Annotated in this window: 13 protein-coding genes and 1 pseudogene; 11 read left to right on the top strand and 3 right to left on the bottom strand. The window is 64.7% G+C overall.

Annotation, left to right across the window (positions count from 1 at the left end):
- Both F0Q45_RS20150 and F0Q45_RS20145 read right to left on the bottom strand, forming a co-directional pair.
- Positions 1–696, bottom strand: a 696-nt coding sequence (locus F0Q45_RS20150) for a class I SAM-dependent methyltransferase (protein ID WP_149655628.1), incomplete at its 3' end; no start/stop codon positions are given.
- Positions 683–1,633, bottom strand: a complete 951-nt coding sequence (locus F0Q45_RS20145) for an SAM-dependent methyltransferase (RefSeq protein ID WP_149655629.1) — start codon at positions 1,631–1,633, stop codon at positions 683–685. The genes F0Q45_RS20150 and F0Q45_RS20145, both read right to left, overlap by 14 nt.
- A 283-nt stretch (positions 1,634–1,916) precedes the next feature.
- Here F0Q45_RS20145 and secY point away from each other — a divergent pair, with 283 nt between their 5' ends.
- From secY to F0Q45_RS20095, 10 genes are read left to right on the top strand one after another with little or no spacing between them, the layout of a single operon-like run.
- A complete protein-coding gene (secY, locus tag F0Q45_RS20140) occupies positions 1,917–3,242 on the top strand; it encodes a preprotein translocase subunit SecY (RefSeq protein WP_149655627.1) in 1,326 nt (441 codons plus the stop codon).
- On the top strand, positions 3,239–3,784 hold the full coding sequence (locus F0Q45_RS20135; protein ID WP_149655626.1) for an adenylate kinase: 546 nt from the start codon (positions 3,239–3,241) through the stop codon (positions 3,782–3,784). The genes secY and F0Q45_RS20135 overlap by 4 nt, the downstream gene beginning before the upstream one ends.
- 3 nt (positions 3,785–3,787) lie before the next feature.
- Positions 3,788–4,588, top strand: coding sequence for a type I methionyl aminopeptidase (gene map / locus F0Q45_RS20130; RefSeq protein ID WP_149655624.1), 801 nt, complete (start codon positions 3,788–3,790; stop codon positions 4,586–4,588).
- Positions 4,589–4,640: 52 nt separating this feature from the next.
- A complete protein-coding gene (locus F0Q45_RS20125) occupies positions 4,641–5,174 on the top strand; it encodes a sigma-70 family RNA polymerase sigma factor (protein ID WP_262491082.1) in 534 nt (177 codons plus the stop codon).
- A gap of 31 nt (positions 5,175–5,205) precedes the next feature.
- Positions 5,206–5,961 (top strand): zf-HC2 domain-containing protein, encoded by a 756-nt coding sequence (locus F0Q45_RS20120; RefSeq protein WP_306439458.1) that lies wholly within the window; start codon positions 5,206–5,208, stop codon positions 5,959–5,961.
- 50 nt (positions 5,962–6,011) lie between these two features.
- Positions 6,012–7,727 carry a thiamine pyrophosphate-binding protein gene (locus F0Q45_RS20115; RefSeq protein WP_149655620.1) on the top strand — a complete coding sequence of 572 codons (1,716 nt, stop codon included), beginning with the start codon at positions 6,012–6,014 and terminating at the stop codon, positions 7,725–7,727.
- Entirely contained in the window at positions 7,708–8,373 is a 666-nt protein-coding gene (locus F0Q45_RS20110) for an SRPBCC family protein (protein WP_149655619.1), read from the top strand. The genes F0Q45_RS20115 and F0Q45_RS20110 overlap by 20 nt, the downstream gene beginning before the upstream one ends.
- Complete coding sequence (locus F0Q45_RS20105; protein WP_149655618.1) at positions 8,370–9,401, top strand: 3-oxoacyl-ACP synthase III family protein; 1,032 nt, start codon at positions 8,370–8,372, stop codon at positions 9,399–9,401. Before F0Q45_RS20110 ends, F0Q45_RS20105 begins: the two co-directional genes overlap by 4 nt.
- Entirely contained in the window at positions 9,401–10,408 is a 1,008-nt protein-coding gene (locus F0Q45_RS20100; RefSeq protein WP_149655617.1) for a pyridoxal phosphate-dependent aminotransferase, read from the top strand. Before F0Q45_RS20105 ends, F0Q45_RS20100 begins: the two co-directional genes overlap by 1 nt.
- Before the next feature lie 47 nt (positions 10,409–10,455).
- Positions 10,456–10,962, top strand: coding sequence for a MarR family winged helix-turn-helix transcriptional regulator (locus tag F0Q45_RS20095; RefSeq protein ID WP_149655616.1), 507 nt, complete (start codon positions 10,456–10,458; stop codon positions 10,960–10,962).
- Positions 10,963–11,111: 149 nt separating this feature from the next.
- Here F0Q45_RS20095 and F0Q45_RS20090 read toward each other — a convergent pair.
- A pseudogene (locus F0Q45_RS20090) lies at positions 11,112–11,468 on the bottom strand (DUF6036 family nucleotidyltransferase); the annotation flags it as partial.
- A 359-nt stretch (positions 11,469–11,827) separates the two neighbouring features.
- On the opposite strand from F0Q45_RS20090, the gene F0Q45_RS20085 reads away from it, so the two are divergent.
- A partial coding sequence (locus tag F0Q45_RS20085; RefSeq protein ID WP_149655614.1) for a PE family protein occupies positions 11,828–12,236 on the top strand: 409 nt, incomplete at its 3' end.

Here is a 12,236-nt window from a genome sequence, read left to right as displayed (position 1 = left end):
CTGGGCGCGTTCAGCCATGCTCGCATCGGAATCCGGATGGTATTCGGTGGCCACTCTGCTTCCCGGCGCACTTAGCGCAGCGATGTTGTCGAATAGCCGGTCCTGGGCGTCGGGCGGAAGGTACATCAGCAAGCCTTCCGCGCTCCAGGCGGTGGGTTTCGTCTCGTCAAAGCCGTTGTGGCGCAGGGCAGCCGGCCAGTCATCGCGCAGATCGATGCTGACTGTGCGACGGTCCGCCGCTGCAACAGCGCCCAGCGCGGACATGGCGGCGGTTTTGAACGCCACCACCTCGGGCTGATCGACTTCATAGACCACGCTGCCATTCGGCCAGGGCAGCCGGTAGGCGCGCGCGTCAAGGCCGGCGGCCAGAATGACGGATTGGCGAAGACCGCTGTGCGCGGCATCGAGAAAGAACTCGTCGAAGAACCGGGTGCGCACGGCGATCGAATCTGTCATCACCTGCAGGTCACGAACGGCTTCCGCGTTCGGCGCCGGCGTCTTTAGTGTTGATATGTCGCCGTCGACCAGGCGAGTGAAGAAGTCGAGTCCGACTGCCCGAACCAGCGGCGCCGCGAACGGGTCGTCGATAATCGGGTTGGTCGCATCGGTGGCCAGCGCCCGGGCGGCGGCGACCAGGGTAGCCGTCGCGCCAACACTGGATGCCAGACCCCAGCTGTCTTGATCAGTGCGTGTCATGACCCCTCTTTTCCGCGCTGAGATAAACCACGTCACCGAACGGCGCGTCGTCGCCCTCGATCGGTGGCAGTCCGTGATGGGCGAACAGCTCTGCGTTGCTGACGCTGGCGATCTGCCAGCCGTGGGCAGCCAGATAGGTTGCCGCGTCGGTGCGGTCGTCGAAATACAGCAAGCCCGCCATGTCGAGGTCTAAGCCGTGGCGATTCCATCGCTCGTTCTGCTGCTGCATGCGGCGCCGCAGCTCGTCCTCATTGACCTGGTTCACGTCCAGTAGGCCCTCGGTGGCGAGCCGGCTGCCTGGCACGCTTTGGGCGGTGATCTGGTCGAGCAGCCGGTCCTGAGCCTCGGCGGGCAGATAGCCCAGCAGCCCTTCGGCGATCCAGGCGGTCGGCTGCGTCGGGTCGAGGCCGGCTGCACGCACCGCTGCCGGCCAGTCCTTGCGCAAGTCAACCGCTACCGCGCGACGGTCCGCCGTCGGCTGTGCCCCCAGCTCGGCCAGCGCTGCTGTTTTGAACGCAATCACCTGGGGCTGATCGACTTCGAACACGGTGGTGCCGGTCGGCCACGGCAGCCGGTAGGCGCGGGAGTCCAGCCCTGACGCCAAGATGACGGCCTGCCGGATACCAGCCTGGGTCGCGTCGGCGAAAAAGTCGTCGAAGAACCTGGTGCGGGTGGCCATCGCGGCGGCGAAGTGCCGGATACCCTTTGCCGTGTCGTCGTCGAGGTCAGCGGAATCCAGCTCGCCACTGGCCATCCGGGTGCAGAAGTCGACGCCGACGGCTCGAACCAGCGGCTCGGCCCAGTGGTCGGTGGCAACGGCCCCTGCGCCGCGGGGGTCACGGCTGGCCACCGCACGGGCGGCCGCGACCATGGTGGCCGTCAAACCCACACTGGAGGCCAGGTTCCAGGTGTCCCCGTCAAACCGCGCGCTACCCATTCGCGTCATTCGTTCGGTCCTCCGATCATCGACATTTGATATTTAGCAAATATAACGAAGAAGCGCGACGAGTGCCTGCCGGCCGGCACCACGGCGGCCCTGGACAGGGCCTGCCCGCACCAGCTGTTAGTCTCTTACACGGTTTGACGCGCTGTAGATAATGCGGCCGTACGTGCTGGCCTGCGGGTGTTAGGCGCGTGACGCGGGATGACAAGTTAGATGCCGGCCACAACAAGCCCGGTTGGCATGCGGCGACCAGAGTTCGGCTGCGCAGGAGGAAGTAGTGCTTTCGGCTTTCATCTCATCGCTGCGAACAGCCGACCTCAGGCGAAAAATCCTCTTCACGTTGGGCATTGTCATTCTGTATCGACTCGGCGCGGCGCTGCCGTCACCCGGCGTCGATTTTCCCCACGTCGAGCAATGCATCAAGGAGGCCAGCAGTGGCGAAGCCGGACAGATCTACTCGCTGATCAACCTGTTCTCCGGTGGCGCCCTGCTCAAACTTACGGTGTTCGCGGTAGGCGTGATGCCATATATCACCGCCAGCATCATCGTCCAGTTACTCACGGTCGTCATTCCGAGATTCGAGGAACTGCGCAAGGAAGGGCAGGCCGGGCAAGCCAAGATGACGCAATACACGCGTTATCTGGCGGTAGCGCTGGCAATCTTGCAGGCCACCAGCATCGTGGCGTTGGCCGCTAACGGAGGCCTGCTGCAGGGCTGCTCGCTGGACATCATCGCCGACCAGAGCATCTTTACCCTCGTCGTCATCGTGATGGTGATGACGGCCGGCGCCGCGCTGGTGATGTGGATGGGGGAGTTGATCACCGAGCGTGGTATCGGCAACGGCATGTCGCTGCTGATCTTCGTCGGCATCGCCGCACGCATTCCGGCCGAGGGACACCAGATTTTGGAAAGCCGCGGCGGAGCCATCTTTGCCGCGGTCTGCGCGGCCACGCTCATCATCATCGTCGGCGTGGTGTTCGTCGAGCAGGGCCAACGCCGCATCCCGGTGCAATACGCCAAGCGTATGGTGGGCCGGCGGATGTACGGCGGAACCTCAACCTACCTGCCGCTCAAGGTCAATCAGGCTGGCGTCATTCCGGTCATCTTCGCTTCGTCGCTGATCTACATCCCGCATCTGATCACCCAGCTGGTCCGCAGTGGCAGTGGTGGAGTCGGCCGCGGCTGGTGGGACAAGTTCGTCGGCACCTACCTGACGGACCCCAGCAACCTTGGCTATATTGCGATCTACTTCAGCCTGATCATCTTCTTTACCTACTTCTACGTATCGATCACGTTCAATCCCGACGAACGGGCCGATGAGATGAAGAAGTTTGGCGGCTTCATTCCAGGTATTCGGCCTGGCCGCCCGACCGCCGACTATCTGCGTTACGTGCTGAGCCGGATTACTTTGCCGGGCTCGATCTACCTTGGCGTGATCGCCGTGTTGCCCAATCTGTTCCTTCAGATCGGCGCCAGTGGCGGAGTCCAGAACCTACCCTTCGGGGGTACCGCGGTCCTGATCATGATTGGTGTCGGCTTGGATACCGTCAAACAGATCGAGAGTCAGCTCATGCAGCGCAACTACGAAGGGTTCCTCAAGTGAAAGTTGTTTTGCTGGGACCGCCCGGGGCGGGCAAGGGAACGCAGGCCGAGAAGCTTGCCGAAAAGCTCGGAATCCCGCAGATCTCTACTGGTGAACTGTTCCGGCGGAACATCGAGCAAGGCACCAAGCTCGGTATCGAGGCTAGGCGTTACCTTAATGCCGGTAACTTGGTGCCATCCGAGCTCACCAACCAACTCGTCGACAATCGGCTTGATGACTCCGACGCGGCCAACGGCTTCATTCTGGACGGATACCCACGCTCGGTAGAGCAGGCCACGGCGCTGCACGAGATGTTGCAACGCCGGGGCACCGACATCGACGCGGTGCTGGAGTTCCGGGTCTCGGAGGAGGTCTTGCTGGAGCGGCTCAAAGGCCGTGGTCGCGCCGACGACACCGACGACGTCATCCTCAACCGCATGAAGGTCTATCGCGACGAGACCGCGCCGCTGCTGGAGTTCTACCGCGGCCAATTGAAGACGGTCGACGCCGTCGGCACTATGGATGAGGTGTTCGCCCGCGCGCTGCAAGCCCTGGGCAAGTAACTCATGCGCAGCTTGGCACGGCTGCGAAGCCGCAAAGTCGTGCCACAGCGCACTGCCGGCGAGCTCGATGCGATGGCGGCGGCGGGTGCGGTGGTGGCTGCGGCGCTGCGAGCGGTCCGTGTTGCCGCGGTCGCCGGGGTGTCGAGTCTGAGTTTGGATGAGATCGCCGAGTCGGTGATCCGCGAAGCCGGCGCCACCCCGTCATTCTTGGGTTATTACGGCTACCCGGCGTCGATCTGCGCTTCGGTCAACGATCGAGTGGTGCACGGCATCCCGTCCGCCGCCGAGATTCTGGCCCCCGGTGACCTGGTCTCCATCGACTGCGGCGCGGTTTTGGACGGTTGGCACGGCGACGCGGCAATAACCTTTGGAGTCGGACCGCTCATTCCCGCGGACGAAGCTCTATCTGCAGCAACCCGAGAATCACTGGAAGCCGGAATCCAGGCGATGGTGGCTGGCAATCGGCTGACCGACGTCTCGCATGCCATCGAGATGGCTACCCGGGCCGCCGTCGTCGGTTATGACCGATCATTCGGGATCGTCAGCGGGTACGGCGGACATGGGATCGGCCGGCAGATGCACATGGATCCGTTTTTGCCCAACGAGGGCACGCCGGGACGCGGGCCACTGCTGGCGCCAGGCTCGGTACTCGCCATCGAACCGATGCTAACCCTTGGCACCACCAAGACGCTGGTGCTTGACGACAAGTGGACGGTCACTACTGCTGACGGCTCCCGTGCGGCACACTGGGAACACACAGTGGCGGTAACCGAAGACGGGCCCCGAATCCTGACCCTAGGGTAGCCGCCTGAACCAAATGCCTGCTCGACTCGTGTCAGGAGCGGGAGGTGATCACGTGACTCGCGCGTCCGGCGGCGGGGGGGCTGAAACCGCTTTGATGCAGGCACTCTACGACGAGCATGCCGCGATTTTGTGGCGCTACGCGCTGCGGCTGACCGGCGACGCGGGCCAGGCCGAGGACATCGTCCAAGAGACGTTGCTGCGGGCGTGGCAGCACCCCGAAGTGGTCGGCGACACGGAGCGGTCAGCACGGGCGTGGCTGTTCACCGTCGCGCGCAACCTCATCATCGACGATCGGCGCAGCGCACGGTTTCGCAATGTCCTGGTTTCCAAAGACGAACCGGGCCCGCCGGAACAGTCGGCGCCGGACGAAGTCAATGCGGCACTGGACCGGCTCTTGATTGCCGATGCGCTGGCCCACTTGTCCGCCGAGCATCGGGCCGTGATCGAGCGGTCCTACTACCGCGGGTGGACTACCGCACAGACTGCCAGCGACCTCGGGATAGCTGAAGGGACCGTGAAGTCCCGACTGCATTACGCGGTGCGAGCATTGCGGCTCAATCTACAAGAACTTGGAGTTACGCGATGAGGGCGCCGCGACACTTCGGGGATGACAGGAGATGCCTGACATGACGTCGCTTCGGGGCTTTGGCCCGCCCGGTGGCAACGAGGTTTATGACCTGACCACGGTTGACGACCACCGCCACGCCAGGTGGGACGCCGCTTACGTCTTGGGGGCGCTATCGGCCAGTGAGCGTCGCGAATTCGAGGTTCATATGGCAGGCTGCCCGGGATGCCGGGAGGCTGTCGCCGAACTGTCTGGCGTGCCCGCCCTACTCTCGCAGCTAGCTAGCGAAGAAGTGGCCGCGATAAGCCGGCCCGACACTGCGCAGGCGGCCGAGATTTCGCCGCAGTTATTGCCCTCCTTGCTGGCAACGGTTCGTTGGCGTCGGCGCCGCGCCCGCGCGGTGACCTGGGTGGCCTCCTTTTCCGCTGCGGTGGTGTTGGGAGTCTGCGTGTTGCTTGGTGTCCAGAGCAATTCCGCGGCTCCGCAGCAGCCAACAGCGTCGGCGCAACCGATGGCGCAGGTGGGCACCAACTTGCTGACGTCGACGGTGTCGTTGTCTAGCCAGCACTGGGGCACCTTCATCAATCTGTGGTGCGTGTGCTTGGCTCCACCGGATGCGCACCACGACACCCTGGCGATGGTCGTGGTCGGTCGCGACGGAAGCCAGACTCGGTTGGCGACGTGGGTGGCCGAGCCCGGCCATACTGCAACACCTGCGGGCAGTATCTCGACGCCGGTTGATCGAATTGCCGCCGTGCAAGTGGTTTCCGCTGACACCGGCGCGGTTTTGTTGCAGCGTTCGCTCTGAATCGCTCACCTTCAGGTGAACTCAAGTTCGCTGCGGGTCGTGTTAGTGACATGCCCAGGACGCACCGGGTGGCCGACTACATTGTGGATTATCTGGCAGCACGCGGAGTCGACCACATCTTCGGTGTGGACGGCGCCAACATCGAAGATCTTTACGACGCTGCGTATTTCCACTCGTCGATTACTGCGGTGCTGGCCAAGCACGAGTTCTCTGCCGCCGCGATGGCCGACGGGTACAGCCGCGGCGGGGCGGGACTGGGGGTGGTGGCGGCGACTTCCGGTGGCGGCGCACTCAATCTGGTCGCCGGACTGGGGGAGTCGCTGGCAAGCCGGGTTCCGGTGCTGGCCTTGGTCGGTCAAACCGCCACGACGATGGACGGCCGGGGCAGTTTTCAGGACACTAGCGGTCGCAACGGATCGTTGAACGCTGAAGCGGTGCTTTCAGCGGTGTCATTATCGTGCCAGCGGGTGCTCGCGCCGGCAGACATCGTGTCGGCCTTGCCGCGAGCCGTTGCCGCAGCGGGCGCCGGCGGTCCGGCGGTGCTGTTGCTGCCCAAGGACATTCAGCAGAGATCGGTGAAGATCGAGGACCGCGGTAACGATGTGCGGGGCACGCGAGACCTGCGGCCTATCGGCAACCCACATCCCATCGGACAGATACTGCGGCACGCGCGCGGCTCGGTCACCATCATCGCGGGCGAGCAGGTGGCGCGCGATAACGCTCGCGTTGAGCTGGAACGGCTGCGCGCGGTGTTGCGTGCCCGCGTGGCGACCGTGCCAGAGGCCAAGGATGTAGCCGGGACACCTGGTTTCGGTTCGGCGTCGGCGTTGGGGGTGACGGGGGTCATGGGTCACCCCGGGGTGGCTGCAGCGGTGGCTGATAGTGCAGTGTGTCTGGTAGTTGGCTCTCGATTGCCCCTCACCGCCCGGGCCGGCCTCGAAGAAGCGCTGGCGGCAGTGCGCACGATTTCGATCGGATCAGCACCGCCTCACATTGCGTGTACTCATGTGCACACCGACGACCTGCGCGGCTCGTTACGCAGGCTCACTGCGGCACTTTCGGGGTCCGGGCGCCCGACTGGCCTGCGGGTTCCCGACCTGGTACGGCGCCACGAGCTGAGGCCGCCGCCCTGCACCGGCGCGGGTGTGCGGTACCGCGATGCCATGGCGACGCTCAACGATGCACTGCCGGACGGAACCGACATCGTGGTGGACGCCGGCAACACCGGCGCCGCCGCGATCCACTACCTTGCGGTCCCGCGGGGTGGCAGATTTGCGGTCGCGCTCGGCATGGGCGGCATGGGCTACAGTTTCGGGGCCGGCATCGGGATGGCGCTCGGGCGCACCAGTAGCGGCCGGCCCACCGGACGCACGGTGGTAATCGCTGGCGATGGCGCGTTTTTCATGCACGGTATGGAGGTGCACACCGCAGTGCAGTACCGGCTTCCGGTAACGTTCGTTTTGTTCAACAACAACGCCCATGCCATGTGTGTGACCCGCGAGCAGCTGTACTACGACAACCTGCACAGCTACAACCGATTTCACCGCAGCCGGCTGGGATCGGGTCTGGCGCAGATGTTTCCGGGGCTCACCTCCGTCGATGTCACCGACGTCGACCGGCTAGCGGCGGCATTGCGCGCCGCGTTGCACATCGAGGGCCCAGCGGTCGTCAGCGTCGAATGCGCTGCTGACGAAATCCCGCCCTTTGCGCCGTTTCTCACTAAGATCGCGAAGGAGAACCGTACCAATGTCGTTGCCAGCGCTTGACGATATTGTTGCCCATACCGGATCCGTGGCGCCCATCGACGGGTTAATCCGCATTGAGACCAGCCCACGCGAGAAGGCCACCCCGATCATCCTGGAGATGATGCGGTCGGTGTATCCGCATGATCAAGTTTTCGGGAAGTACTGCACCGTCAACGACTTCATCGACTGTCCACCCGACGAGCTGTTTGCCTACCTGGCCGACACGCGCAGCCTCGAGGAGTGGACATACAGCCTGCGCGGCTTTGTAAAGACCGACGTTCCGGGTCTGTGGCTGGCCCACGATCGGCTCGGTTCCCAGACCAAGATTTACACCCGCACCATCGTCAACGAGCAGGCCGGCACGGTGGATTATCACTGCGCCTGGGATCAGAGCAAGCATCTCTGGATGATTTACCTGATGCGCGTCGTGGACGCCCAGGTTGTCTTGGACAAGCCCGGTTCGGTTGTGCTGTGGACGAATTGTCATCACCCGTTCTACGACCACAACCCATATCCGGAGACCGCGCCCGCCGACCGCTCGGTGTGGGTAGGCGATTTTTGGGACATGTTTGGCGCCGGTCACCTACTGGAACTGCAGAACCTCAAAGTCATCGCCGAGTACCGGCACCACAACGGATTGCCGGTGGTGCCCGGCTGGATGAGATGAAACACGTTGTGAGCCAACCTGTCGTTAGTCTCGTTGACGTTGCCAGCTATCTGCCTGGCGAGCCGATCGGCGCCGATTATTACGCGCAATTCGCCCAATCCGACGCGCTGCGCGACAACCTGATGTTTCGCGCGCCGGCGTTCCGCCATCACGTCGCACCGGACGAGACCGCCATCGACATGGTGGAGCGTGCGGCACAGGGTTTGATCGACCGTAACGGAGCGGAGGTGATCGAGGGCGTAGACGTGCTGATCACTCATACCCAGGCGCCGGATGTGCCGTTCTACGGGGCCGGTGGCGGGATCGCGCATCGGCTGGGCATGCGGCCCTCGTGGGTGCTGGACTTGCACAACGGTGGCTGCGCGGCGTTCGTGTTGGCGCTCAATGTGGCTCGTCAAGTGCTGGTGTCGGGCGCGGGGCGGACGGCGCTGATCGCCGTTGCCCAAAACGCTGCCGGGCAGGTGTTTGATCAACCTGGCGTCCGGCGCACCGCGCAGGCGGCGGTGCCCGGCGACGGGGCCGCGGTGGGTTTGGTCACGCTGTCGGACCGGTCACCCATCTTGGGCATCGAGTGCCGCACCTATGGTGAGTACGCCGGCGAAATGACGCTGGCGCCAGATCCGCCACGCAAGTGGTGGCAGCCCGGAACCGGCGAACTCTGCATCGGCTTTACCGAGAGCAAGATCACCAAGGTGCTGGCCCGCGGCAACCGGCAGGTTCCGGCCGTGGCGCTGGCGGTCTGCGACCGGATTGGATTGCTTCCCAAAGATATTGACCTGCTGGTCACCAATCAGCCCAATCGGGTGTTCCTGCGCAATTGGCGCGAGGCGCTGGAACTGCCCGAACAGAGGCACTTCGACACCTTTGACGAGTGCGGAAACTTGTTCGGCGCAGGTATCCCGGTCAACCTGGATCGGGCTATTTCGGGCGGGTGGGTGGCGGCCGGCGGCATGGTGATGATGGCAGGCTTTGCCCACGCCGGCGATTTCGCCGCGGCGGCGGCGGTGTGCTGGGGTGGACGGCCCTGATGCCAGTGGTCACGTGCCCGACTGCTGTCGACCCTTTCGCGTTGTCGCTCAACGAGAACCCGTTTCCGCCGCTGCCCGCCGTGCGATCGGCGCTGATTCGCTCGATCGACGCGGCCAACCGCTACCCCGAATTCCTGCCCCAACGGCTGCGAGCCTTGATCGCCAACCATATCGGGCTGCCCACCGACCGGGTGGTGTTGGGTGGCGGCGCGACCGGCGTGGTGATGCAGGCCCTGAGGGCAGTGACAGCTCCCGGCGACACAATGGTCATGGCCACGCCGACCTTCGACGGCTATCCGATTGTCGCGCAGATGGCCGGGCTAACCGTGGTTGCTGTCCCACTCGACGAGCATGGCCACAACGATCTGGGCCGGCTGGCCGATGCCGCTGCGCATGCCCGGGTGGTGGTGCTATGCCGGCCGCACAACCCGTCGGGCACCCTGGAGCCGGCGACCGTGGTGGTCAAGTTCTTGAGCCGGGTACCGCGCGACACCGTGGTGCTGCTCGATGAGGCGTACGTCGAATTCACCGTGCCCGAGCAGCGGATCGATGTTGCGGCGCTGATTGCCCGTTTTCCCAACGTTTTAGTGGTACGGACCTTCTCCAAAGCCTACGGGCTGGCGGGGCTGCGGATCGGTTACGGTTTGGCGTCTACGGAGCTGGCTGCAGCGCTGTGGGCGCAGCAGCTTCCGTTCGGCATCGCCAGCACCGGCCTACTTGCGGTAGCCGCTTCCTACGAAGCCGAAGACCAGCTGCTGCAACGTATTCGGTTGATCACAGCCGAACGGCACTATCTTCGGCTGCGATTGAGCGCGTTGGGGATACCCACCACCGACGCTCATGCCAACTTCATGTACCTGCCGTCGAGGGGTCGGCTGTGGCATGAAGTTTTCGCCGGGTCGGGTTTGCGGATTCGGCTGTACCCGGACGGCGGCGCGCGAATAACTGTCGGCAGCCGCGCGTCAACGCTGGCGGTGTTGTACGCGGTCGGGAAATCTGCGCCGTGATTCTGACGTGTTGACCCGATGTGCGCGCGAGTGCGGTAAGAAGGGGCGTGGCTGCCTCACGACCGCAAAAGCGTGACCCGATCGCCGCGGCCCGGGCCAACTGGGAAAAGGCCGGGTGGGGCGACGTCGCGCAGGGCATGGTCGCGGTGACATCGGTGATGCGGGCGCATCAGATCCTGCTGGCCCGCGTCGAGAACGCGCTGCGCCCCTACGATCTCAGTTTCTCCCGCTTCGAGTTGCTGCGGCTATTGGCGTTCAGCCGTACCGGAGCGTTGCCGATCACCAAGGCCTCCGACCGCCTTCAAGTTCACGTCACCAGCGTCACCCATGCGATCCGCCGGCTGGAAGCGGACGGGCTAGTGCAACGGGTGCCGCACCCTACTGACGGGCGGACCACTCTGGTGCGGATCACCGAACTGGGCCGCGCCACCGTCGAGGACGCCACCCTGACCCTCAACGAGCGGGTGTTCGCCGACATCGGGATGGGCGCCGACGAATCGCAGGCGCTGGTGTCGGCCATCGAGACTCTAAGGCGCAACGCGGGCGACTTCTGACCGCCCCGCGCGGCCGGGCCACGGGTCAGTGGGTGGGGACTTGCCCGTCTTTCAGTGAGCGACACGGCCATTGATGGCGCGCTCCTATCCAGTAGCGCCAGCCTGTCGTGATCAACACGTCGAGCGGCATGATGCCGGCGCCACAGGTGTTATGGGCAGCGTTTGCCCGCGTCGTAGTAGTCCAGCCAGGCCTGAATGCGCAGACCGATACGCGGGTCGGTTTGCTTGGGCAGCATCAACACCCGAGCCCGGATGACACCCACATCGAGCAGGCCGGTTCGGAGGGACGGGCGCGAGGATTCGACCGTCCAACCGACCAGCCGGTCGTGCCACCCGTTAGGCAGGGTTGCAGTGTCGATATGCACGTCTTCGGCATAGCAGCCGTGGCTGCGGTGAAATTCCGACAGCTCGCCGATTGCCACGTCGACGTGGTCCGCCTTGTCCCGCGCCGGGTCGTCAAGAAACGCGATGTCGGCATCCTGGGAGACCGTGGCTTGCGGCGGTAGCCTCCTCCGCAGGGCTGGTCAAAACATGCACGACCGCCTCGAGAACACAACAGTTGTTTGCGGTGCGTGATCGCACCCGGCTGAAGGCAGAGCGAGCGAGACTCGGTCTTAACTGCTGTGGTGGCCGGCCCCGCGGGTGGGTCGCGCCTGTTGCGGTGGCGACGGGGTGGGCGGTGCTGTGATGGGCGTGATGGGCAGCGCGCTGGTAAGCGGGCCGGCGAACAACGATCACGGGCAAACCTGTGACTTCTCAGCACGTTTAGCGATATGATCCGGTCTTGCCTAAGGGTCGAGGACGGCCTGGGCACCTCCCGGGTCGCCGGGCCTTACTTGGGTCATGGCCTAGAGGGAGGCGTCAGATGTCGTTTGTGATTGCGTTGCCAGACGTGCTGGGGACAGCGGCAGCGGGTTTGGCCGGTCTCGGCTCGACGCTGAACGCGGCCAATGCGGCCGCGGCGGCTCAGACGACGGCGGTGTTGGCTGCTGCCGAGGATGAGGTGTCGGCGGCGATCGCGGCGCTGTTTGGGGCGCATGGCCAGGCCTATCAGGGGCTCAGCGCGCAGGCGGCGGCGTTTCATGCCCAGTTTGTGCAGGCGCTGGCCGCGGGTGCGGGGTCGTATGCGGCCGGCGAGGCCGCGAGCGCCGCGTCAATAACCAGTCCGCTGCTGACCGCGATTAATGGGCCCTTCCTGACCGGTACCGGGCGCCCGCTGATCGGCAACGGCGCCAACGGGGCGGCTGGGACCGGGGCCGCCGGCGGGGCCGGCG

The sequence above is a fragment of the Mycobacterium simiae genome (assembly GCF_008370645.1).
GTDB lineage: Bacteria > Actinomycetota > Actinomycetes > Mycobacteriales > Mycobacteriaceae > Mycobacterium > Mycobacterium simiae_A.
This window is presented reverse-complemented; position numbering and strand designations above follow the sequence as displayed.

Coding starts and splice junctions, on each gene's coding strand:
- F0Q45_RS20105 (WP_149655618.1), top strand. CDS start 8,370: ATGAAACACGTTGTGAGCCAACCTGTCGTTAGTCTCGTTGACGTTGCC.
- F0Q45_RS20145 (WP_149655629.1), bottom strand. CDS start 1,633: ATGGGTAGCGCGCGGTTTGACGGGGACACCTGGAACCTGGCCTCCAGT.
- F0Q45_RS20115 (WP_149655620.1), top strand. CDS start 6,012: ATGCCCAGGACGCACCGGGTGGCCGACTACATTGTGGATTATCTGGCA.
- F0Q45_RS20120 (WP_306439458.1), top strand. CDS start 5,206: ATGCCTGACATGACGTCGCTTCGGGGCTTTGGCCCGCCCGGTGGCAAC.
- map (WP_149655624.1), top strand. CDS start 3,788: ATGCGCAGCTTGGCACGGCTGCGAAGCCGCAAAGTCGTGCCACAGCGC.
- F0Q45_RS20110 (WP_149655619.1), top strand. CDS start 7,708: ATGTCGTTGCCAGCGCTTGACGATATTGTTGCCCATACCGGATCCGTG.
- F0Q45_RS20100 (WP_149655617.1), top strand. CDS start 9,401: ATGCCAGTGGTCACGTGCCCGACTGCTGTCGACCCTTTCGCGTTGTCG.